Origin of the sequence: Pseudomonas sp. 43(2021), assembly GCF_017490805.1 — a bacterium.
GTDB lineage: Bacteria > Pseudomonadota > Gammaproteobacteria > Pseudomonadales > Pseudomonadaceae > Aquipseudomonas.
In genome coordinates this window covers 30,131-51,937 of the sequence record NZ_JAFGYJ010000024.1, presented here as the reverse complement: position 1 = coordinate 51,937, position 21,807 = coordinate 30,131, and the positions used below count along the sequence as shown (strand labels likewise).

21 protein-coding genes, 6 tRNA genes and 2 pseudogenes are annotated in these 21,807 nt (G+C 57.2%); 10 read left to right on the top strand and 19 right to left on the bottom strand.

Going from position 1 to position 21,807, the window contains the following annotated elements:
- Window positions 1-745 precede the first annotated feature (745 nt).
- A complete protein-coding gene (locus J5M71_RS20025) occupies window positions 746-1,867 on the bottom strand; it encodes a Fic family protein (protein WP_243434280.1) in 1,122 nt (373 codons plus the stop codon).
- A gap of 646 nt (window positions 1,868-2,513) precedes the next feature.
- Between J5M71_RS20025 and J5M71_RS20020 the strand changes: the two genes are divergently transcribed.
- Window positions 2,514-3,095 (top strand): hypothetical protein, encoded by a 582-nt coding sequence (locus tag J5M71_RS20020; RefSeq protein ID WP_207835579.1) that lies wholly within the window; start codon window positions 2,514-2,516, stop codon window positions 3,093-3,095.
- An 82-nt stretch (window positions 3,096-3,177) separates the two neighbouring features.
- Here the strand turns inward: J5M71_RS20020 and J5M71_RS20015 are convergent, their stop codons facing one another.
- From J5M71_RS20015 to J5M71_RS19985, 7 genes are all read right to left on the bottom strand, one after another.
- Entirely contained in the window at window positions 3,178-4,245 is a 1,068-nt protein-coding gene (locus J5M71_RS20015) for a serine/threonine-protein kinase (protein ID WP_207835576.1), read from the bottom strand.
- Window positions 4,242-5,294, bottom strand: coding sequence for a serine/threonine-protein kinase (locus J5M71_RS20010; RefSeq protein ID WP_207835570.1), 1,053 nt, complete (start codon window positions 5,292-5,294; stop codon window positions 4,242-4,244). The genes J5M71_RS20015 and J5M71_RS20010 overlap by 4 nt, the downstream gene beginning before the upstream one ends.
- A gap of 13 nt (window positions 5,295-5,307) precedes the next feature.
- Entirely contained in the window at window positions 5,308-6,429 is a 1,122-nt protein-coding gene (locus tag J5M71_RS20005) for a PP2C family serine/threonine-protein phosphatase (protein ID WP_207835568.1), read from the bottom strand.
- Between the two features lie 260 nt (window positions 6,430-6,689).
- Complete coding sequence (locus tag J5M71_RS20000) at window positions 6,690-8,027, bottom strand: hypothetical protein (RefSeq protein WP_207835566.1); 1,338 nt, start codon at window positions 8,025-8,027, stop codon at window positions 6,690-6,692.
- A gap of 64 nt (window positions 8,028-8,091) precedes the next feature.
- Window positions 8,092-8,466: a Rha family transcriptional regulator gene (locus J5M71_RS19995; protein ID WP_207835553.1), complete on the bottom strand. Its 375-nt coding sequence runs from the start codon at window positions 8,464-8,466 to the stop codon at window positions 8,092-8,094.
- Window positions 8,467-8,867: 401 nt separating this feature from the next.
- Window positions 8,868-9,104, bottom strand: coding sequence for a hypothetical protein (locus J5M71_RS19990; protein WP_207835544.1), 237 nt, complete (start codon window positions 9,102-9,104; stop codon window positions 8,868-8,870).
- A gap of 961 nt (window positions 9,105-10,065) precedes the next feature.
- A complete protein-coding gene (locus J5M71_RS19985; protein ID WP_207835542.1) occupies window positions 10,066-10,371 on the bottom strand; it encodes a hypothetical protein in 306 nt (101 codons plus the stop codon).
- A 130-nt stretch (window positions 10,372-10,501) separates the two neighbouring features.
- Between J5M71_RS19985 and J5M71_RS19980 the strand changes: the two genes are divergently transcribed.
- Window positions 10,502-11,632, top strand: coding sequence for a restriction endonuclease (locus J5M71_RS19980; RefSeq protein ID WP_207835539.1), 1,131 nt, complete (start codon window positions 10,502-10,504; stop codon window positions 11,630-11,632).
- 191 nt (window positions 11,633-11,823) lie between these two features.
- Here the strand turns inward: J5M71_RS19980 and J5M71_RS19975 are convergent, their stop codons facing one another.
- From J5M71_RS19975 to J5M71_RS19965, 3 genes are all read right to left on the bottom strand, one after another.
- Complete coding sequence (locus J5M71_RS19975; protein ID WP_207835511.1) at window positions 11,824-12,972, bottom strand: DUF6538 domain-containing protein; 1,149 nt, start codon at window positions 12,970-12,972, stop codon at window positions 11,824-11,826.
- 84 nt (window positions 12,973-13,056) lie between these two features.
- A tRNA-Thr gene (locus J5M71_RS19970) sits at window positions 13,057-13,132 on the bottom strand.
- A gap of 71 nt (window positions 13,133-13,203) precedes the next feature.
- Window positions 13,204-13,614 carry a pilin gene (locus tag J5M71_RS19965; protein WP_015268865.1) on the bottom strand — a complete coding sequence of 137 codons (411 nt, stop codon included), beginning with the start codon at window positions 13,612-13,614 and terminating at the stop codon, window positions 13,204-13,206.
- Between the two features lie 216 nt (window positions 13,615-13,830).
- Between J5M71_RS19965 and J5M71_RS19960 the strand changes: the two genes are divergently transcribed.
- The 4 genes from J5M71_RS19960 to yacG are packed head-to-tail and all read left to right on the top strand — an operon-like array spanning window position 13,831 to window position 16,728.
- Window positions 13,831-15,039: a type II secretion system F family protein gene (locus J5M71_RS19960; RefSeq protein WP_207835510.1), complete on the top strand. Its 1,209-nt coding sequence runs from the start codon at window positions 13,831-13,833 to the stop codon at window positions 15,037-15,039.
- Between the two features lie 2 nt (window positions 15,040-15,041).
- A complete protein-coding gene (locus J5M71_RS19955) occupies window positions 15,042-15,908 on the top strand; it encodes an A24 family peptidase (RefSeq protein ID WP_207835509.1) in 867 nt (288 codons plus the stop codon).
- On the top strand, window positions 15,908-16,531 hold the full coding sequence (gene coaE / locus J5M71_RS19950) for a dephospho-CoA kinase (RefSeq protein ID WP_063911153.1): 624 nt from the start codon (window positions 15,908-15,910) through the stop codon (window positions 16,529-16,531). The genes J5M71_RS19955 and coaE overlap by 1 nt, the downstream gene beginning before the upstream one ends.
- A complete protein-coding gene (yacG, locus tag J5M71_RS19945) occupies window positions 16,528-16,728 on the top strand; it encodes a DNA gyrase inhibitor YacG (protein WP_063911152.1) in 201 nt (66 codons plus the stop codon). Before coaE ends, yacG begins: the two co-directional genes overlap by 4 nt.
- 135 nt (window positions 16,729-16,863) lie before the next feature.
- On the opposite strand, the pseudogene J5M71_RS29345 reads toward yacG, so the two are convergent.
- From J5M71_RS29345 to J5M71_RS19940, 3 genes and pseudogenes are all read right to left on the bottom strand, one after another.
- Window positions 16,864-16,941 (bottom strand): annotated as a pseudogene (locus J5M71_RS29345) (hypothetical protein); the annotation flags it as partial.
- 89 nt (window positions 16,942-17,030) lie between these two features.
- Window positions 17,031-17,108, bottom strand: a pseudogene (locus J5M71_RS29340) (hypothetical protein); the annotation flags it as partial.
- A gap of 89 nt (window positions 17,109-17,197) precedes the next feature.
- A complete protein-coding gene (locus J5M71_RS19940) occupies window positions 17,198-17,905 on the bottom strand; it encodes an energy-coupling factor ABC transporter permease (RefSeq protein WP_063911151.1) in 708 nt (235 codons plus the stop codon).
- A gap of 85 nt (window positions 17,906-17,990) precedes the next feature.
- Here J5M71_RS19940 and J5M71_RS19935 point away from each other — a divergent pair, with 85 nt between their 5' ends.
- From J5M71_RS19935 to J5M71_RS19920, 4 genes are all read left to right on the top strand, one after another.
- Window positions 17,991-18,422: a hypothetical protein gene (locus J5M71_RS19935; RefSeq protein WP_063911150.1), complete on the top strand. Its 432-nt coding sequence runs from the start codon at window positions 17,991-17,993 to the stop codon at window positions 18,420-18,422.
- Window positions 18,423-18,477: 55 nt separating this feature from the next.
- Entirely contained in the window at window positions 18,478-19,107 is a 630-nt protein-coding gene (locus tag J5M71_RS19930) for a DUF1780 domain-containing protein (protein ID WP_013970766.1), read from the top strand.
- Window positions 19,108-19,240: 133 nt separating this feature from the next.
- Window positions 19,241-19,414, top strand: a complete 174-nt coding sequence (locus J5M71_RS19925) for a DUF3094 family protein (RefSeq protein WP_013970765.1) — start codon at window positions 19,241-19,243, stop codon at window positions 19,412-19,414.
- Between the two features lie 84 nt (window positions 19,415-19,498).
- A complete protein-coding gene (locus tag J5M71_RS19920; RefSeq protein WP_063911149.1) occupies window positions 19,499-20,794 on the top strand; it encodes an NAD(P)/FAD-dependent oxidoreductase in 1,296 nt (431 codons plus the stop codon).
- Between the two features lie 177 nt (window positions 20,795-20,971).
- Here J5M71_RS19920 and J5M71_RS19915 read toward each other — a convergent pair.
- The 5 genes from J5M71_RS19915 to J5M71_RS19895 form a co-directional block, all read right to left on the bottom strand.
- Window positions 20,972-21,047: transfer RNA gene (locus J5M71_RS19915), tRNA-Lys, on the bottom strand.
- 5 nt (window positions 21,048-21,052) lie between these two features.
- Window positions 21,053-21,129, bottom strand: a tRNA-Pro gene (locus J5M71_RS19910).
- 47 nt (window positions 21,130-21,176) lie between these two features.
- Window positions 21,177-21,252 (bottom strand) — tRNA-Lys (locus J5M71_RS19905).
- Between the two features lie 6 nt (window positions 21,253-21,258).
- Window positions 21,259-21,335, bottom strand: a tRNA-Pro gene (locus J5M71_RS19900).
- A gap of 4 nt (window positions 21,336-21,339) precedes the next feature.
- A tRNA-Asn gene (locus tag J5M71_RS19895) sits at window positions 21,340-21,415 on the bottom strand.
- Between the last annotated feature and the right edge of the window lie 392 nt (window positions 21,416-21,807).

Genomic DNA, 21,807 nt, shown 5'->3' with positions numbered 1-21,807 from the left:
CAGCAATGGCTAATGGTAAAGATGAGTTCACCAGACGCTTACAAAGCGGTGTACTGGAATAGGTGTCCATCAATGGGTAGTGAACATGCGAGCTATCAGCTTGGGAAGAACCGCCAAAATCATTGCCGTGGCGTTCAGGGCTCGTACCACAGGGTTGCTAGTGAAACATGTATTGCCACTGTCTTTCTACGCGCCTACGGCGGGTCAGTATCTCGGTGCATGGCACGGGCTTCGCCCGGTTTGAGGGCAAGCACTAATGCCTGTCAGTTAACATTTTCCGGCTTGATTGGGGCTGCTTTGCAGCCCTTCGCAGTGTACGACCGGAGACATCCTTTACATCGTAAACCATGTCCCCGGTTTGAAATGTAAACGATGTCTCCGGTTTGTACCGCGGGCTTGCCCGCTCCCACAGGGATCGCGCTAGCTTTTAGAAATTGAGCAAGACAGTTGCTCATACAGGTACGGGGTAATTTTCCGGGTAGCGATACCTGCCCGACTGCCCGGCTGTGCATGCTTTGAAAAGCTGCTCCGAAGTATCTTGAAAAGAACTCGTGGGGAGAGGGAACTGTGTTGCAGGGCACAGTTCAGCGGTGGGGCAAGAATTGCCGGGGCCGCCTTGCGGCACTTTCGCGACAGACCGCTCCCACACAGGGCGTGGAACATTCGAGCATCGTGCTTACATTTTTGCCTTAATGTTCAAGACTGGAGACGATCTCAAGCTCAAGTAGTGCCGATCTTGCAATTTTCACGGTCTATCAAGTGGCTCTGGAATGAACCCCTGCTCCCTCAGCGCCTTAATGACCCCACGCACCAGGTAATTGTTGGAAAAGCCAATGGTGTATTGCCTCGAACCTGGGTTGATTGGCAGAAGCATGCCTTGCTCTACCAGGTTCTTGATCTGATAAGTCCGTTGGTTAGCCGTGAGCGCGGGGAGCGCCTTGGCAATGTCACTCGACTTCACGACCTTCATCTTTATGACGCTGACCAGGATCTGTTCCTCGGTCTCGGTGATCCACTCCCGGCTGCGTGCAAAACTCACCGCCGGCAACAGAATGCACTTCGTGAGGTAACCATAGTCGGTGAGCTTGTCCACCTTCTCCAGCTCGTCGCGGATACCCTGCAGCACATAGTTACACCATGCCTCCAGCCCTGCTGTGGTGCCAGTATCGGCAAGCCCCAGCATGGTGTAGTACTTGTCCCGGTCATTGCAGAACACCGCTGTGGGGTTGAGCACCCGACCACCCGTGTTCACGTTGAAGCCGTACTTCATCAATAGCGCATAGGTAAGTAGCCTTACCACCCGCCCATTGCCATTGCCGAATGGGTGAATCCAACCGAAACGGTGGTGCGCCAGGGCGACCTTCATCAGCGCGTATTTAGGGGAATCGTCGCGATTGATGAAACTGACCAACTCCTGCATATACTGCGGCACCAGCACACCGTCCGGAGGCAGATGCTCCGCCTGGGCGATCCTGACTGCCCCTTCCCGGTAGGCGCCTGGCGTTTTATCGCCTTCACGCTGCAACCCAAGTACGGGCATGGCGTGCAGTTCTCGAATCATATGCTCTGTCAGGTCTGCACCGGGCTCGATCACCGCTTCGATGTAATCCATCGCCTTCTCGATGTTGGCAATTTCCATCAACTGGTCGGTGCTCTGGGCTTTCCCTTCGACCTTGCTGTCGATGTAGTCGGCCAGCGTGGTGTGGTTGCCCTCGATTCGAGCAGACCCCAAGCTTTCCAGGGTGTGGGGCAGCGCCTTCAGCTGAAAGAACACCTGAGGTGGAGTGTCCCCTTCCAGCCTCAGCCTGCACAGAAACTCGAGCTCGGCCAGAACGTCAACCAGCGGCGAGTCGAAGGACGGGGTCAGTAGCTACAGGTCGTGGTGAGAAAACTGGGGAATCTCAAAATTATCTCTAAACGGGAAAATCATTATCTAGAAAAATTTCTGTTCTCACCCCGTAAACACTGGCCAAAACCTGAACTACAGCTAACCATTATCTAAAAATGGCGTGCAACCCTAAGTGGAAAACTGCGAACCATAAAGTCAAAAACACGCAGATCCATGGGGAAAAAAGCGGGAACAAAAAAGCCCGCGCAAGGCGGGCTTCTATTGGTGCCTGGTAGCGAGAAATCGCCATAGGCCAACTGATTCTGGTGCCGGAGACAGGAACGATAGGAATCGAACCGGGGTGTGGCGACCAATGAATTCAGGTGCAATCGCGTGTAGGGCTGGCGAGGTTACCACAGGATTACCACCAGCTTCGAGCCAAGCCCAACTCCTTCAAGAATCTCGCTACCTGACCTCCCCAGCCCACCCAGCGGTTAGCACCCTGCTATCAGCCTGAGCAAAAACTGCTTTGGGCAGTGCGGATGCACACACCGTGCGAAGAGCTATACCGTAAGAGGGGGAACAACCTTCACTAAAGTGCTGACCTCACTCGCTGCGACGAAAGCTCCTGTGCGAGGATGTTCGGACCACAGGCGTGTAGCCGACGAGCCACGGAGTATGGGATATGTCGCATGAGCTTGTTCAAGCATTCTTGACGCTTCGAGATGACTGCATCTGGCTGCAGACCACCTTCAACTACATGAATGTTCTATTTGAGTCAGAAAATTCTGAGCGCGATTCTCTAATGAGGCGCACGGCCCCAATTTTTTTTGAAGACCTCAATCGAGTTCTCATTGAGTACTTTGTTGTGAATGTGTACCGACTGACTGACCGTCCCCAAGGAATGGGGCGTCAAAATTTGACCATTTCAGGCCTCAATGAAAAACTCAAGTCAGATGGCCTCATGAACACGGTGATTGAGCGTTCCGCAGCAGGAATGCTGGAATTCGGCCAAAAACTCAAAGATGCCCGCCATCGAATTGTTGCCCATTCAGATTGGGACACAGCGCTGAACAAGTTGGTGTTAGGTGTTCATTCGGATGAGGAACGCAAAGAATTTTTTTTCCACATGTATACGTACGTGGATGCTGTAGGCGAAGCGCTTGGCGTAGGTCCGTTAGATTTCCGCTCTACAGGCGGAGTTGGAGACGCGCTCGACCTCTTGAGATGTTTGAAAGCGGGACAACACCGCTCACGCCTGGGCTAAGTGTTGTCCTCCCAGGCTGCACGGTCTAACTGGCTATTTAAAAGCTGCTGTGGGCCTCAACCTCACCCAGCAGCCTCTTTTCTCACCGAATTTTAACAACCGGCAATGCTCGGGGAGCTCCGCCCCCATCGTAGCTAGCAAAAATCACATTTTCGCCAACCTTTGGCATTTCCCCGTATACACAGTCCTTGTGAAAAAATACGTTTCCGTCAGTGCTAGCTATGTATCCGAAGGCATTGTACATATAGCTGTCTACCACGCCACGTTGCCTCGTTGAATTTGAATAGCAAAGCTCACTGCATTTTTGAACCAGCTGGTCTGCTGTAGGCCTGGCGTCAGGATCTTTACTTAAGCAGGAACGAATTATTTGTATCAGCTCCATTGCCAAAGGGGCGAACTGAGGATTGCTTAGTAGGAATCCTGGCGGCAACGGAAATTTGGCGTTTATAATTTTAGGGACAGCGCGTAACCCTTGGCCAAATGGGTAGTCGCCAGTTAGCAGATGGAACATCATTGCGCCAACTGACCAGATATCAGCAGCCGGGCCAACTGAACGTGGCGTGTCAATGGCTTCTGGCGCCATATAGGGCAAGGCTCCTACAGCTGTCTGCGACGTAGTTAAGCTCTCATCCCCTCCCTCAACCGCTTCAAGTAGTTCTTCTTCAGCCATTTTTGCAATGCCGAAATCTGTAACTTTTATTTCCAGCAACGAATAGTCGCCGATCACCATAACGTTTGTAGGCTTTAAATCCCTGTGTATAACTCCTGCATGATGGGCAGCCGCCACTCCTTTGGCTAAATGGTGAAAGACCTTGGCCGCCAAGTAGGGATCAATAAATTCGGAGTCTTGAAGAAGAGCCGCCCTTAGGTCTTGCCCATCTATCAATTCTTCGACTAAAAACTGACTACCGTCAAAGGTAAGATAATCAAGGGTTTTCGCGACATTAGGGTGATTGACTTTGGCCGCAACCACAGCACTACGATGAAACCGTTTCTCAGCGGAATGGTTTTTAGGAGTCTTTAATGCAACCATCCTATTGGTAATTGAATCTCGTGCAACATAGACATACTGCATCCCCCCCTCACCAAGATAGCTAACCACCTCATACCTATCACCCACAAGCATTCCCGAAACTAGCTTACCAGTCACAATACTATCTCCGGATGAGAGAGATCAAACGTTATATAACGACGTTTCGCCCTGTGCTCCGGTGCACCTAGAGCAACAACACAAGCACCGGGAAGCTTGAATCCCACCGAAACCCGCATATTGTTGATGAATACATCGCCACTCGTAGCGACAACGACAAAGTCAAATCCATCGTAATGTATTTCAACGAAACCAATATTTGGCAAGTTGAGGACAACTGAGCGATTATTCGAATCTAGGAAGGACGGTGTATTATTGTAGACCACGAGAGCCCTGTGCCTATCTTGAAGCAAATACTTTGCCAAGACGTCACGTACTTGAGCCATGCTTGGCCTCTTAGCTGGATCTACATCTAGGCAATCCTGGAGAATCTGAGCGACAATTGTGCTCACTCCCCATTTTAGCTTCGCAAAAACATTTCCATTCAATCGAGTTGGCGGCTTGTTTAACAGTTCGTCCGGCAGAGAGCGAGACCCTAAGAACAAGGCTGTGGCACCAAAAGCAAACACATCAACCGCTGCTGTGAAGCGTACTTGGAGGCCATATAGCTCTGGAGCAGCAAATCCGTGGGTCCCCACGAAACCCATAGTAGCAGCGCCGTCTCCTTCATCGCGTGCCAAACCGAAATCAAAAATCTTGAGCACGCCCTCCGAGTCTACTTTCATATTGTTTGGCTTGATATCTCGATGTATTACACCGAGCTTATGAATATCGGACAAACCCGAAGCTATTTGCCAAAGCATCTTAAGGTAGTCAGAAAGAGACTGTGGGCTTGTTGAATCATCGAAGAGATCAGCCCCACTCACATACTCTTGGACAATCGCCAACTCTCCTCCGACCTGCAGGACATCGTAAAGCTGCACCACATTCTTTGAGCGCATTTTAAATAATGCACCAACCTCGTCATTGATACGCCTACGACTGGCATCCCCTGGCATGATCTTCAACGCAACCTGGCGTTCTAAAACTATGTCTCGACACTGCAGTACCTTCCCCATCCCTCCAAAATGCGCAACACCCGCTGTCTCATAGCGATCGGCAATTAGCATCACTAACTTCCTGTTATCTTTTTCTATTAGGGAATTCCATAGTCAATTGCGGCTCTTCTACCTCAGCCTTTTTCAACGCTCTACTCTTTTTATTTTCAACAACTTTTATCTTGTCTTTTTTCGTGGTTGATGAGGAACCTGCCGAGCGCTCCGAAACCACAGCTTTTTTAATGCGCGATATAGTAATCCGACCCGGCTTGAGCAGTTCCTCGCCCCGGCCTGTTAAAGCCTTCTCTTCGGGCTCAGCCTTCGATGATAACTGCCCAAAAAATTGGACTTCCCCGTAAGAATCCCAAATCTCAAGAAAATCAAATGCAGGCGGAATCGGCTGCTGTTGAGAACTCGTCGGCAATATGACCACCGTAGCGTTATCTGGCCCCCCACACCAATTGGCCAGCTCAATCAACCGCTTGGCACAGCTTCCAGCATCAGGAGAGAATGAAATTAATCTTTCGAACCAGTCTGAGCTTTTACCAAGGTAATGGACTCCATCAGAGACAAGAATAAGGTTACCTTGCTGCCCCTCCTTTAAAGCATGAACATGAGGTTCTAAATCAGACCCCATGCCTACATACTGAAGCAATTTGCTTTGCTCCGGACTTCCTATGGATTTATCAAGCTGCCCAGCAATTGTGTCATCTACAGAGAGCTGATGGACCGACTTATTTTCTGAAATGTATACTCGACTATCACCAACACTGGCCCAGCACGTTGGATAGCCGGGCCTGATCAATGCGGCAACTAAAGTGGAACCGCCTTCACCATGGTATTGCTCAAATACCGAATTGTTCGCAGAAGCAAATGCATCCGTAAGCCATTTCTCTGAAGCTACGACCCCACTCTGAGCAGAATCGTAGACAGCCGAAACACATGAACTAACTGCCAGTGATGCACATGCAGCACCTGCCCGCATACCACCAATACCATCGGCAACGACAGCCAAAGCGAATCTTCTGCCAGATGAGTCCCACCCTTGCGCAACTACAGCCCGATCTTGGTTTTCGGAACGCACCATTCCAATGTCGCTTCCAAGTGCAGCGTCCAATTGAGCGACCCGCCGAACACCAGTCCGCGAGGTCTGACGTGAAAGCCAGTAAGCAAGCTGAATATCTAGGGGTTTAATGCGGTTTATCATATCTTCCTTTCTTTCTATTCATACGCGCCCCTAGGCAAGATCCTCTAGGGATTACGATCTTGAAGCGGCGCTCCTTGTGCTAGGCAGCTTAGCTGGCTCCGGAGGATGGCGCGTGCTTTGGGAAACACTGACACATTCCTCCAACGGTTAACAAGAACTGTTCCCTCAGCCCTGCTCGCTTCTCTTTTTTGGGCTGGCGGCTTTGTAAGTCGCGGCCGACGACCAGGACAAGCGGTTAGCTCATCCATAGCTCGGTCAGATCAATTATTGAAGGTATCTGGTACGGCAGGATTCAGTGCTCTCTGCACCTCTGCCGCGTGCTCTGCGTTTGCCTCAGTAACCTTCGAAGCAAGATCAGAGTGGTACGTCTGGTTGATCCAGCGTTCCACCTGTGACCGGCTGTAAGCCATCACACGGTGACTGTCATCTACCAAGGGCACACCGCCCGTCCACATTGTGTAGCCACCCCGGGTGTTGGGCTCCATGCGGATGCTCCCTTTGCCAATGCCCTGATCTTCCGCAATTTTCCCCGCCACTTCATTGATGAACCTCTCCACCCAGGTCCCCCGGTCTTCTCCCTTGGGGACTTGTGGCAGGTCTTTATTCAGGTACACGGTGTTGTTGATGTTCGTGGAGACGTTCGGATCGCTGAGGTACTGCTTCGCGGCCTGGACCGCATGGTCTGTGTCCGGCACCTGCCCAGATTTCATCAACAGCTCCGACAACCGCCGCAGGTCAGCTTGGACTGCCGTGAAATTCGTTTGGTCATTGCCCGTCACTCCCTGCATCCAGTGGCCCATCCTGGAGTACCAATGAGGGTTCACCACGTCATTCACAGCGCTCGCCACGTTGGCCTTCATGGCCCCCATATCGGCTTCGGTGACACCGGAGTTGCCGCCCTGATAGACCAGGGATGCCGCTGAGTTGGCATCGGGGAACCCGCCCTTCTCCATCAGGAACTGGATGTCGGAGAGCTTCTGGTATGCCCCACCGGCAAGCTGCTGGGCGTATGCGGGGTTCACCGCGTTGATGTGGTTGAAGGTGTCGATTGCGCCCTGGCCCTGCTGGTTAAGCTGGCCCTGCTGCTTCCCGTCCGGGGTCCAGCCGAGGGACGCCAGGTTGGTGAGACCCGACTGGAGAATGCTCTTCCACTGCGGGTTATCCACCTTGTTCGTGGAGTAGAACTGCACCTGCTTGTCGAACGGCATCTGCTCCTGCTGGACACGGTTTGCCATGTACTGCTGGGCGTACTGCTCAGTCTCGAAAGCCTTCATCTTGCCTTCGGGCGTCATCACCTGCTGAGGCTGGAGATACGCCAGGTTGCCTTGGTCGATGGCTACCCGTGCCGCCTGCTGAGCATTCGCCGTGGACTGCTGTGCCGAGGAGAGAAGCTGGAACCGAGCAATGTTGTTCTGCCGCTGATTCAACTGGGACTGGCTGTGGTTGATGATCGCATTCCAGGTGTTGGCCGTGACCCACCGTTCGTTCTTCTGCGCCCAGTCATTAAAGCCCTTCTGGTCCAGTTCACCGGCATCCGCTTGGGTCAGGAACGGGCGAATCTCATCATCCACACGCTTGCGCTGGTTCTGGTCATCCATACCTATTTCGAACCGCTCCCTACTCGCCTTAAACACATCGGAATCCGATGAGTTGCCTGTTCAATCAGCGCAGCCTTCGAAGCTCTTTCAGGGCAAGCCTGCGGACATCCTTCTCTCGTTCCACCAGGTGAGCCACGGTTTCTGCTACGGACACACGGAGAAAGCCGCTGCCCTCCAGCTCCAGCCAGCGTTTCACAATCAAGTTGCTCAGGGCATAGCTGTAGCCTGCCAGCAGCGTGAATGTCAGTTCCTTGTCCATGATGATGGTGGGCCGCTTCCTTCCACGGGCATCAGAGAATAGCGTTTGAACCCACTTGGGAGAGCGGCTCAAATTTGAGCCGATGTCCGTCATCCCTATCTGGTCCAGCATCTTGCGGATGTCGCGGAGGACGTTCTTGTGTTGCCGCCCAGTGATCTGTGCAATCTCCTGAGAGGACATAGCAGGCAGTCCGCTGATCGTGGTCAGAGTCGTGCCTGCGGCGATGTGTTCGATGTTCGTGGTGTGGCGATTCCTTATTGGGAAACCTTCTGGCCGACCTCCACAGCCCAGCACCAAGTCCCCGCTACGGGGCCTGGGCGTGGTTCCAGAGGGTTTGCCAATGAGGCTTGGGATTGAGAGTGATGACCAGCAGCCTGGTCGGACCGGGAGTGGTCAGGTAGGTGGTGAGATGCGCCTGAGATTCAGGGGCGGAGTGTTGCGGGTGCAGCTCAGCGGGAGCGCACGGGGGTCATGGGGGGTATCGCGAGCCAGGCACTTTCGAGGTGGGCTTTCAAATTTTTTCAGGCAAATTATTTGGCCGACGAGTCAGGACCTAAATGAGGGCGTGCATGTGGCGCGGATCAATCTGTTCTGAGCAATGGAAAGAGCTCATCTGGATTGCGTGATTCGGAGTTCATTTTCGCACACTCCATTTCACCTGAGGCCCGGTCAGAGAAACCACGCTTGATGCGAACCTTCTCTTGGTTATCGTAGATGTCGTACCCGCCTGAGATGGTTGCTGCACAGAAACGAACGCCAACGCGGAACGACTCTTCATCTTTTGGGATGCCTGGAACGATAACGAATCTTGGTTGCATACTTCATGCCTCCGTGCTGGTGACCTAAAGTAATAGTCACATTCATATAGGCTCGCAAGGATGCTCATGATCTCGTTCGTCGGCTCCCTGTCAGATGCCAGTACTTATGCGAGAGACCACCCAATCCGGAATACATGCGCGGCTATGGGAGCAACGATTGCAGGGCTCTGTCGGGCCTACGAAGCTCGACTAAGGTGAGTGAAATTTCCACGGAGGCTGATGAATGCGGCGACAGGTTTGGATAGCTGGGATTGCTGCTGCTTCCCAAATGTTACTGGGTAGCGGTGCTGCGTATGCTGAAATTGGAGTCGTGGCTTACTACAAGTCTGGATGTGACTACTACATCGTCTCCGCATCTCAAGGGTATGCGGTCCTGGAGTGGTACGGGGGGGATGATCCTATGGAGGGAGATAAGCTTGCGGGGACTCTCTCATACGGTATGCAGACGCTGGTGAACCTTCGCACAGAATCGGAAACCCAGGCATGGGTTGAGGACTTCATGCTTTCGGAAGACGATGCAATTAACGCCTACTCCGAACAATGCGATTAGGGGGAGACCTTGCCCTCAGGTCTGGTCAGCCATGATCTGTGCTCGCAGGTGATAGCGCTTGGCAAAGTTTGAGTTTCTTCCCACACGGTTGCGAACAGCGAGTGATGATGGGCACCACCACCATAGAAACACCTTAGAGATGCCCCTAAGGGCACTACCCATGATCGACCAGCAGGAGTCCCAGTATGCCCCCCTCCCCCCCATTGCTGGTGGTGAAGGTGGTCCGTGGTCTCAGTGGTCGCTCAAGGGTAGATGGCCCATGATCTGACGCAGCGAGGATGCCCACAGTCCGGAACAAGTCCGGCACCACGAAGAACGTGATGAAGCCCCCGGATCACGGCTGGGTGATCCTAATGTGGTCCCACGGGAGGGCTGGGGTGTATCGTCTGCCACTGCCCGGCCAATTCTTGGCTACTGCCAAGGATCAGGGAGTAGTAATTCCTCTCGTCCTTTATCGATTTCCATGCCCAACACCGCCACGAGAGTGTTCGCCACTGTTTCCCAGTGCGCAGCTTTAGCCTTGTACTGGTCAACGTCAGTCCAGCCTCCTCGCTCTGCGTTCAGTGCAGCGATAGCAGAGGTGGACGACCGCTCACAAGCGGCCCCGTATGCAGCCAGTAATCGGCGGTTCTGAGGCGTATCGGGCCACTCCTGATTCTGCTCGAAATCATGCCTGCTGATTGCGTGGGTGCTTCCTGCTAAAGATAAGGTCGACATATCTGTACTCCTTCCATGATGGAGTGCGCTTAGGAAGGGCTGGCAATGCCCCCTCTAAGCCTCGTACACGACCGAGGGATTTCTAGTACCGCTTGTCTTGGCGGGGCAGTGCATGAATTGAGCCTCCTCTATGGTCAGACGCAGCGAGGACACACAGTTCGAAAAAGGCGGGCACCTCGCGGAGCGCGACAAAGCTGCAAATCAGGACTGGCTGGTTCTAACTGTGGCCATCAGCCGCTGGATTGTGGCGGCGTCTTTGTTTAACGTCACCATCAACTGTCACCGAACCACATCCATGGCATCAGAATCATCAGGAAGAACCATGCCCTCCCCTATCGATGAGCTTTATCGTGAGATATTTGGATCATCGCCCAATAAGGCAGGCACAGCCTTTGAGCGGCTCGCCGCCATCGCTACATTCGTAGAAAACCAGGGTGGCAATATTACTCATGACGCAGCACTCAAAGGAGCCGCATCCGGGAGCAATTACCAGATCGACGTTCTTCACCAGTCAGAAGGGTCGACAACTATGGGTGAGGCCAAGGACTACACCCACAGAGGAGGTAAAGTCGGCCGGTCGGATCTACAGAAGCTCGCAGGGGCTCTCCTTGACCTGTCAGACGTAGGTAAGGGCGTGTTCTGGTCTGCCACGGACTACACAAAGCCTGCACGCCAGTATGCAAATGCTTCGAAGTCCATGCCTCATGGGAAGGAGATCCTGTTACGCGGCCTAAGGGAGAGCACCCCCACCGATGAGCAAGGCTTCGTCAAAACGATTAACTTCACCGGTACTCACTGCATCCCACTGTATGGAGACGCTCGCTGGGTTGTTCACTGGACCTCAGAAGGCCTCTCCAGCTTGAAAGCCCTCATCCCTCCTGGGGAAAACTCAATTGATACTGACGGGGCGATTGATGTGATTTTTGATGCACATGGGGAACCGCTCACATCAATATTCGAACTCACTTCAAAAGGTCACGGATCGAGGGGAGAGGACAATGTCTGCCGAGCCTGCTACTGGCTTCCCGGCCACTACGTCCTCACGAATGGGATACTTGCTCAGATCCATGGACTTGAGTATGAGATTCCATACCTCATTCATAAGAGTACCTTTCAGATAACTGATAGCAGTACTCATCGTCTGGTAGTGCTGGATGAGGATGGCTCTCCCGTGCGGATTCTTACTGATGAAAAATTGAGGGAGTTCGACTTCGCACCCAACGGGGACCTTATCGCCCCCGCACGACTCCAGCGCTACTGAGAAACGACCTTCTGTAACCAGCTAGTCATGACGGCCAGTGAGTAACCGTTGCCGTATCGGCTCGCTACGTCAGCGCTAGCCCAGCCACCTATAGTCTTCCTCACGTCCTCGGGACACTGAACCTCTCGAAGCCGATCAGCCATAGTGTGACGAAGCTCATGAGCGGTGTGAGGAACCCCCTGTCCCCTTAGCTACTTGGCGATGGTGGCAGAAGCACTGTTGGCATTGCACCCGTGCGCAGACGTGTATTTAGGGAACGCATAAATCGCACCGGGGAGGGAGCTTGCCAAAGCGCGTTCGGCTGCCCACAGAGACGCTCCAACGAGTGGCACCACACGCTTGCTGTCTTTGCTCTTAAGCGAACGCCAAGGGTGCTCCTGGATGACGATGTGAGGCACCTCAGCGTCCAGCTTGATGTCATCGAGAGGCAGACCTACCACCTCCGCCAGACGGGCCCCAGTGTCCACCAGCATCGCCGTGATCCAGCGCGGCTCATCGTCCATTTCCCTGCACCTCGCCACCGTCTTCTGTAGCTCCTCAGGGGTGAATGGTCGGCGCTCTTTCGAGTCGTTGCCCTCGCCCGCGATTTTTAGCTCAGCAAACGGATTCGGCCTGGAAAGCTCATGCTCCCGTGCGTAGCGGGTGAACACCGCAACGATGGTGGACAGCCTGCGGCGAACGCTGGTGGTTGCAGAGCCGCGAGCCAGTTCAGCATCAACATAAGCCCTCGCATCCGCACGAGAGACCGACTCAAAGGACTTGTCACCAAGCACATTCATCAGTCCATCGAACACTCGACGAGCATCAGCGGAGAACTTGGCATCGTCACGTTTGGTGTGGGTGTTCAGGTAGAACTCCAGTGCATCGCTCAACCGTGCCTCAACCCGCCCTGCTAGCAGCTTGGCGGCTTCCCGCTCAGTCGGTGAAAGGTAGTCCACGGGGTTTGGTTGCGCACGTTGATCTTCATCTTCCACAGCATGATTTGGCCGCTTGCCATCGAGGAAGTCGAAGAACACCTCCACGATGGAGGGATCATTCTTCGCGGACTGATCGGCCAGCCCCCAATCGCGCAGGAGGGACACGGCATGAGCCCTGAGGGCTTGTGGGGAGGATGTAGGCTCTGCCCGCAGGCGTTCCCACTCCGCCTCAACCTGCCGGTTCAAGCGATCCACCTCACGGCTTGCCAGGAGCACGTCCGCGCTCTTGAGCTTAACCTTCACGAGCTTTTTGCCGTATCGGGGCTGGAGTTCTTTCGGAATAGGCCGCTGATAGTACAGCGTCCCTTTGCGGGAGTAGGTATAGCGGAGGTTCACTTGGAGGGGGCCAAAGCTAGCTTTCATCGAGTAGTTACCACAAAGGTTACCACGCGAGAGGGGCTTTAGAGGCCGCAAACCCTTGATTTAAAGGGTTTCATGGAGATTTCATGGTGCCGGAGACAGGAATCGAACCTGCGACCTTCGCGTTACGAGTGCGCTGCTCTACCGACTGAGCTACACCGGCGTGTAGCGCAACGTACCACTGCTCGCACCCGTTACGCAAACCCCTGTTTCCCCTGACTTATTGCCCTACCCTCAAGGCGCCTTGCACCCCTTCGGCGCCAGGTCTTCCTCGATGTCGGTCGTACACGCCCACCCACTAGCCGAACGCGTCAGGGTCAATGCCTTGCCCAGCGCATTGGCCGGCGCATCCACCAGCGTGCAAACGATGCTCCCAGTGCCATCCGCCGCCTTGCCGCTAGCCGTGATCGCACAATGCGCCGTCGCCGGCTGGCCACCCAACGCGGCCACATCCGCCACATCCTTCCCATCATTCAACCGCAGGTCCATCGCCGTCTTCAGCGCGCTGATCTCCAGCAACCCGGCCGCGGCCTTGGAACGTGACTGGTGGTTGGTGTACATCGGTAAGGCGATGGTCGCCAGAATGCCGATGATCGCGACGACGATCATCAGTTCGATCAGGGTGATACCGCGTTGCCCTTTCATGAACGTTTTCCTTTTTGATACGCGTACTCGTTGAGGTCAGGCTCGACCCCGGCTGGCAGCGGCGCAGTAGGCCTGAACAGACACCTTTTGTCACCCCTGCCCGCTTGGGCGTCGTCTTCGCTGAACTACTCTAGTGAGCATCACGGACGCGCGCCCTTGCATGGACGCGGCAAGCTGTTTCCAGGCTTGTCGCACGGGCAGGAAAAGGACCTTTGCATGACCCCATCCACACGCCTCTACACCTGGCACGGCACCGACGCCAACGGCACGCCGGTCAGCGGCCAAACGCCCGGGCGCAGCCCGGCCTATGTGCGTGCCGGGCTGATCCGCCAGGGCATCAGGGTAGCCGGCTTGCGGCCTGCCGGCGGGCTGACGTGCAGTTTGCCGAAACGGCGGGAGAAGGCCGACCCGGCGGGGTTCAGCCGGCAGCTGGCGACCTTGCTCAAGGCCGGGGTGCCGCTGCTGCAGGCGTTCGAGGTGATGGGGCGCAGTGGCTGCGATGCGGCGCAGGCGGTGTTGCTGGAGAGATTGAAACAGGATGTGGCCTCGGGCCTGGGGCTGGCGGATGCGTTGCAGCGCCACCCGGGTTGGTTCGATGCGTTGTACTGCAACCTGGTGCGGGTGGGTGAGCAGTCCGGCACGCTCGACCGGCAGCTGGAACAGCTGGCGGGCATGCTGGAGCAGCGTCGGGTGCTGTACAAGAAGGTGCGCAAGGCGATGATCTACCCGCTGCTGTTGTTGCTGACCGGGCTGGGGGTGTCGGCGATCTTGTTGCTGGAGGTGATTCCGAAATTCGAGAGTATGTTCTCTGGCATGGACGCGGCGTTGCCGGCTTTCACCCAATGGGTGATCGACTTGTCCACAGGGCTGAGCCGGTTTGCGCCGCTGTTGCTGGTGATGGGCGTGGCATTGGGTTTTGCCTTGCGCCAGCTCTACCGGCAGCACGCGCCAGCGCGCCTGTGGATATCTCGCCAAGTGCTGGGTTTGCCGGTGTTCGGCACGCTGCTGGGGCAGGCGGCGCTGGCGCGGTTTGCGCGCAGCCTGGCAACCTCCTACACCGCCGGGGTGCCGTTGCTGGATGCGCTGGGCACGGTAGCCAGGGTCAGTGGCGGCGACCTGCATGAGCAGGCGGTGTTGCGGCTGCGCCAGGGCATGGCCAATGGGCAGGGGCTGCACCAGGCGATGGCCGCTGAGCCGCTGTTTCCACCGCTGTTGGTGCAACTGACGGCCATCGGGGAATCCAGTGGCACGCTGGACCAGATGCTGGAAAAAGCCGCCAGCCATTACGAGGAACAGGTCAGCCAGGCGCTGGACCAGTTGACCAGCCTGCTGGAGCCGGCCATCGTGCTGGTCCTGGGCCTGCTGGTGGGCGGCCTGGTGGTGGCGATGTACCTGCCGATCTTCCAGTTGGGTAGCTTGATCTGAACATGACTCTATGGACTTTACTGGCTGAGCAGCCGGCGTACTTCCTCACCCTGGCCGGCGTGCTCGGCCTGCTGGTGGGCAGCTTTCTCAATGTGCTGGTGTACCGCCTGCCGATCATGCTGGAGCGGCAATGGCAGCGTGAGGCCCAAGAGGTATTGGGGTTGCCGACCACGCCACACGAGCGTTTCGACCTGTGGCTACCCGCCTCGCACTGCCCGCATTGCGCGCATCGGATTCGCGCGTGGGAGAACATTCCGGTCATCAGCTACCTGGCCTTGCGCGGGCGTTGCTCAGCCTGCAAAACCCGCATCAGCCCGCGCTACCCGTTGGTGGAGGTGGCCAGCGCGCTGCTGTCGCTGGTGGTGGCCTGGCGCTTTGGGGCTTCGCCCGAGGCCTTGCTGGCACTGCCGCTGACCTGGTGCCTGCTGGCCCTGAGCCTGATCGATGCCGAGCACCAGTTGCTGCCGGATGTGCTGGTGCTGCCAATGCTGTGGCTGGGGCTGATCGTCAACGCCTTCGGCCTCTACGTCCCTCTGGCCAGTGCGCTGTGGGGCGCGGTTGCCGGTTACCTCAGCCTGTGGACGGTGTACTGGCTGTTCAAGCTGGTCACTGGCAAGGAGGGCATGGGCTATGGCGACTTCAAGCTGATGGCGCTGATCGGGGCCTGGGGTGGCTGGCAGGTGTTGCCGGTGACCCTGCTGCTGTCGTCGGTGGTGGGGGCGCTGACGGGGCTGTGCCTGCTGCGTCTGCGCCGGCATGCCATGGGCACGGCGATCCCGTTCGGCCCTTATCTGGCGATTGCGGGGTGGATTGCCGTGCTCTGGGGTGATGAAATATACGCTTCATACACACAACTGCTTGGATTCTGATGACCACTGCGGCCTTTACCCCCTGGATTCTCGGCCTTACCGGCGGCATTGGTAGCGGCAAGAGCGCCGCTGCCGAGCGTTTCGTCGAGCTTGGCGTGCACCTGGTCGATGCCGACCAGGCGGCGCGCTGGGTGGTCGAGCCTGGCCGCCCGGCCCTGGCCAGCATCGTCGAGCGCTTCGGTGCCGGCGTGCTGCAGGCGGACGGCCAACTCGATCGTGCCGCCCTGCGCCAGCTGATCTTCGCCGACCCGGCGCAGCGCAAATGGCTGGAGCAATTGCTGCACCCGTTGATCGGGCAGGAAATTTTCAGCTACCTGGCCAAGGCGCAGTCGCCCTATGCGGTGTATGTGTCGCCGCTGCTGATCGAGTCGGGGCAGCACCAGAAAACCCAGCGGGTGCTGGTGATCGATGCGCCGCAGGAGCTGCAGGTGGCGCGTACCCTGGCACGTGACAACACCAGCGCCGAGCAGGTGCAGGCCATTCTCAAGGCCCAGCTGGCCCGCGAGGAGCGCCTGCGCCATGCCGATGATGTGGTGGTCAATGACGGCGACCTGGCCGCGCTGCATGAGCAGATTGACCGCCTGCACCACTTTTACCTGACTTTACGAGGAGGCCAGCCATGAGCCAGCCATTGACCGTCGATTGCCCGACCTGTGGCGCACCTGTGGAATGGCACGAGAAAAGCCCGTTCCGGCCGTTCTGTTCGGACCGTTGCAAGCTGATCGACCTGGGGGCCTGGGCGGCGGAGGAGCACAAGATTCCGGGGGCGGAAGATTCCGAGGATGAACTGTATTCGGGGGACCTGGAGCCGCGGCATTGAGCCGATAACAAGGTGCCCTTCAGGGCCCTTTCGCGGGTGAACCCGCTCCCACAGAGACCTCACGGCTTCCAAGGCTGGTGCAGCACCTGTGGGAGCGGGTTTACCCGCGAAAGGGCCAGTACAGCCGCCACAAAATCACCGCTCATCCTCCTTCCACGGCGCCTGCAGATACCGCGTGCGGTTGAAGGTTTCCAGCCACTCCAGGCAAAACACTCCCACAGAGACCTCACGGCTTTCAAGGCTGGTGCAGCACCTGTGGGAGCGGGTTTACCCGCGAAAGGGCCAGCACAGCCGCCACAAAATCACCGCTCATCCTTCTTCCACGGCGCCTGCAGATACCGCGTGCGGTTGAAGGTTTCCAGCCACTCCGGGCAAAACACTCCCACAGAGACCTCACGGCTTTCAAGGCTGGTGCAGCACCTGTGGGAGCGGGTTTACCCGCGAAAGGGCCAGTACAGCCGCCACAAAATCACCGCTCATCCTCCTTCCACGGTGCCTGCAGATACCGCGTGCGGTTGAAGGTTTCCAGCCACTCCGGGCAAAACACCACCAGCGCACTGATCACCGTGCCGTTGATGAACGCTTCGGGGAACATCATCAGCCACAGGTAGCCGACAAAGTCGCTGAGCCACTCCGGCATGGCGAAGCGCCCGTCCAGCCACAACAGCCCCAGCCCGACCGACAGGCAGGCCAGCACCGTCAGTGCCGCCGGGAAGAACCCTGAACAGAAGATATACACAAACAGGTTTCGCGGCTGGGCGCGCTCGACCGCTATCGCGCACGCCTCGGCTATCAGCACCGGCAGGCCAACCAGCAACAAGCCATTCACCCCCAGCGCCGCCAGGTCCTGGCGCCCCAGCACCAGCAAGCCGAGCTGGGCCATGAACCCACCCAGCACCGCCAGTGGCCAGTCCAGCAGCAGCGTGACCGCCGTCATGCCAATGAAGTGGTACGACACCCCGGTATCGAAATCGCGCCGCACCAGCCACAGCGCAAACAGGCAGAACACCGTGCCAAACAGCAGATGCTGGCGGCGCCGGTCAGTGAACAGCTCAACCCAGCCAACCCGGCTGACCGCCCAGACCAGCAACGGCACATAACCCAGCCAGCCAAGCGTAAGGGTGGTGCCGGACAACACCTGCGCGCTGATCACCTGACGAATACCCCTTGCAGCCATGTGGATAACGCGAGTCTACACCCATTCTCCGTTTCATTCGGTTGCGCTAGGCTAGCGCCTTCATACGATGCAGGAAGCATTGCTCATGCCGGAAGGAATCAACCTCGCCCTGCTGCTGGCAGCAGCCCTCAACGCCATCATCGGCGTACTTCACCTGGCCATCATCGCCGTCGGGCCGCGCTGGTACCGGTTGTTCGGCGCCGGTGAGCGCATGGCCGTGGCCGCCGAAAAGGGCCGCTGGTACCCGGGGCTGATCACTGCAGCCATCGCCTGCGTGCTGCTGGCCTGGTCGGCCTATGCGCTGTCAGCTGCCGGGGCCATCGGACGGCTGCCCTTGCTGCTGCCGGCCATCTGCCTGATCACCTTGGTGTACCTGGTGCGTGGCCTGTTGGGGCCCCTGTTGCTGGCGGGCACCGGGCGTTCGCGGCGTTTCATTGTGGTCAGTTCGCTGATCTGCCTGGGGTTTGGCCTGGTGCATCTGCTGGGGGTGGTGCAGCAGTGGCCTGTGCTGAGCTGATTTCTGCGCACAAACAGCATCTTATCGTCATCGATTAGCGGCTAAGCTTGTCTGCATGGATGACTCAGACTACCTGCGCCTGCTTACCATCCAGGCGGAGCAAGCCAATGCCTTTCTCTCCAACGCCCGCAAGTGGGAGCGGGAGCGTTGGGTGTGCCAACGCCTGTTGCAGGGGCTGAACATCCCCTACCGCAGCGAGGACTTCACCCCGGCCGGGCAGGAACCACCAGACGTGCTGTTCCGCGACGCGGCTTTCGAGGTGTTTTTCGTGCTCGACGAGGGCCGCCGGCTCAACGATGAATGGCGCGAAGAACTGCAACGTCGGCGCAGTGCGTTTTCCCTGGCGCAGCTGGTACGCCGCGAAGCGCGCCCGCGGCGCATCAGTGCCACCGAGCTGCTGGGGCGCCTGGCGCCGACCTTGCGCAAGAAGGCGCACAACTACCGGGAACGCGGGTTGGAGCTGAACGAGCTGGACATCATTGCCTTCGCCAGCCTCAAGCGCGAAGTACTCGACCTCAACACCCACTTCCCGCCGCCCACTGAATACCTGCGCCAGGGCTGGCGCTCGCTGTCGCTGGTGGGGCCGACCTTTGCCCGGGTGCTGTTCGCCCACCCCGACGCGCCGGACTTCCTGCGTGGCAACCTGGGCCGCAGCATTGTTTTCGATGTGGGCATCAGTCTTTGATCCACTGCAGCGAGTGTTTGCGATGGCGTACACTCGGCGCCAGAGATAGAAAGCCTTATCATTTGTTTCAAGCGCTTGCGTGAACGCTGTAGCGTTTACGCAGTCACAAACGTCTACCTGACGAGGCCCCACCATGACCAGCCGCCTGAATCCGGAAGATCAGCGTCGTGTCGATGAGTATCTGCGAGCCCCCCAGCACCAAGTCGAGCGCAGGCCCTTCCGGCCGTGGTTGCTCCTTGTGCTGGTGGTGGCCGTGACCATCGGGTTGGGTCTCATCAGCCGCCTGCTCAGTGGACTGGTGCTATGAGCTGCTTCGCGCTCGCCCTCCCCTCGTGCAGTTTGCGGCCGGCCCCCGGGGCCACGAATTCCGTAAACCTTATGAGATATCCCCATGACTCATCGCATCGTGATTGTCGGCGGCGGCGCCGGCGGCCTGGAACTGGCGACCCGCCTGGGTAAAAGCCTGGGCAAGCGCAAGCAGGCCGAAATCACCCTGGTCGACGCCAACCTCACGCACATCTGGAAACCGCTGCTGCACGAAGTGGCCGCCGGCTCGCTGAACTCCTCGGAAGACGAACTGAACTACGTGGCCCAGGCCAAGTGGAACCACTTCAACTTCCAGCTGGGGCGCATGAGCGGCCTGGACCGTGAAGGCAAACAGATTCAACTGGCCGCCACCCTCGATGAAGAGGGCCGCGAGCTGCTGCCTGCGCGCACCCTGGGCTACGACACGCTGGTCATTGCCGTGGGTTCCAACACCAACGACTTCGGCACCCTGGGCGCGGCGCAGCACTGCCTGTTCCTCGACACCCGCAAGCAGGCCGAGCGTTTCCACCAGCAGTTGCTCAACCACTACCTGCGTGCCCATGCCGGTGATGTGGCCAGCGAGAAAATCAGCGTGGCCATCGTCGGTGCCGGTGCCACCGGTGTGGAACTGGCAGCCGAACTGCACCACGCGGCCCACGAACTGGCGGCCTATGGCCTGGACCGCATCCAGCCCAAGGACATGCACATCACCATTATCGAGGCGGGCCCGCGCGTTTTGCCGGCGCTGCCAGAGCGCATCAGCGTGCCGGTGCACAAGACCCTGGAAAAACTCGGGGTGAAGGTGATGACCAACGCCGCCGTCAGTGAAGTGACCGAGGATGGCCTGAAAACCAAAGACGGTGAAGTGATCCAGGCCAGCCTGAAGGTGTGGGCGGCAGGTATCCGTGCGCCGGGTTTCCTCAAGGACATCGATGGCCTGGAAACCAACCGCATCAACCAGCTGGTGGTGCGCCCTACCCTGCAGACCACCCGCGACGACAACATCTTTGCCTTCGGTGACTGCGCCGCCTGCCCGCAACCGGGTAGCGACCGCAACGTGCCGCCACGCGCCCAGGCGGCGCACCAGCAGGCTTCGATGCTGGCGCAGAGTTTGAAGGCGCGGCTGGAGAACAAGCCGCTGCCGACCTATGAGTACAAGGACTACGGTTCGCTGGTGTCGCTGTCGCGCTTCTCGGCGGTGGGCAACCTGATGGGTAACCTGATGGGCAGCGTGAAGCTGGAGGGCTGGCTGGCGCGGATGTTCTATGTGTCGCTGTACCGGATGCACCAGATGGCGTTGTACGGGTTCTTCCGTACGGCGTTGATGATGCTGGGTAGCAAGATTGGCCGGGGTACCGAGCCGCGCCTGAAACTGCACTGACAGACACCAGCATGCCCTGTGGGAGCGGGATTACCCGCGAATGCGATGGTGAACCTGCTGCCGCATTCGCGGGTGAACCCGCTCCCACACAGGACTGTGTGGGCCCAAGAGCGCATTCTTGTGGGATAAATTCAACGCAAAAAAAAGGGCATCTCATGCGAGATGCCCTTTTTTTCATGGTGGGTCGTGTAGGATTCGAACCTACGACCAATTGGTTAAAAGCCAACTGCTCTACCAACTGAGCTAACGACCCGGAAATGGTCGGGGTGAGGGGATTCGAACTCCTGACATCCTGCTCCCAAAGCAGGCGCGCTACCGGACTGCGCTACACCCCGTGATACTTAAAGAAAAAGGGCATCTCGCTTGAGATGCCCTTTTTACATGGTGGGTCGTGTAGGATTCGAACCTACGACCAATTGGTTAAAAGCCAACTGCTCTACCAACTGAGCTAACGACCCGGAAAATGGTCGGGGTGAGGGGATTCGAACTCCTGACATCCTGCTCCCAAAGCAGGCGCGCTACCGGACTGCGCTACACCCCGAGATTGGCTCCGCGACCTGGACTCGAACCAGGGACCCAATGATTAACAGTCATTTGCTCTACCGACTGAGCTATCGCGGAACTGAACTTCGGTACATCTTTACAGCTTCGAAGCTTGTGTTAGCTTCGGTCTCTTTGGCTATCCGCTTTCGCGTTGCAGCTGCTGAGGCCGGCTATTCTACATTCTTCGTTTTGCTTGTCAACCACTTTTTTTCATTCAACTTACTGATTTGTAAGTTATTTTGCGGTCACCGGTGTTGCTGGTGATTCGCTTAGTGCCTGACAACGCGGCGTATATTAGGGGCACTCGTTTTTAGATGCAAGCAAAAATTTCAAAAATTTCAGCAGGTTATCCAGGAAGGCTGGAAAGACCCGGATTTGCTGGGGCGGTGCCGGCCTCTTCGCGGGTAAACCCGCTCCCACAGGTACTGCACAGGCCTTTGAGCGGTAGGTAATCCTGTGGGAGCGGGTTT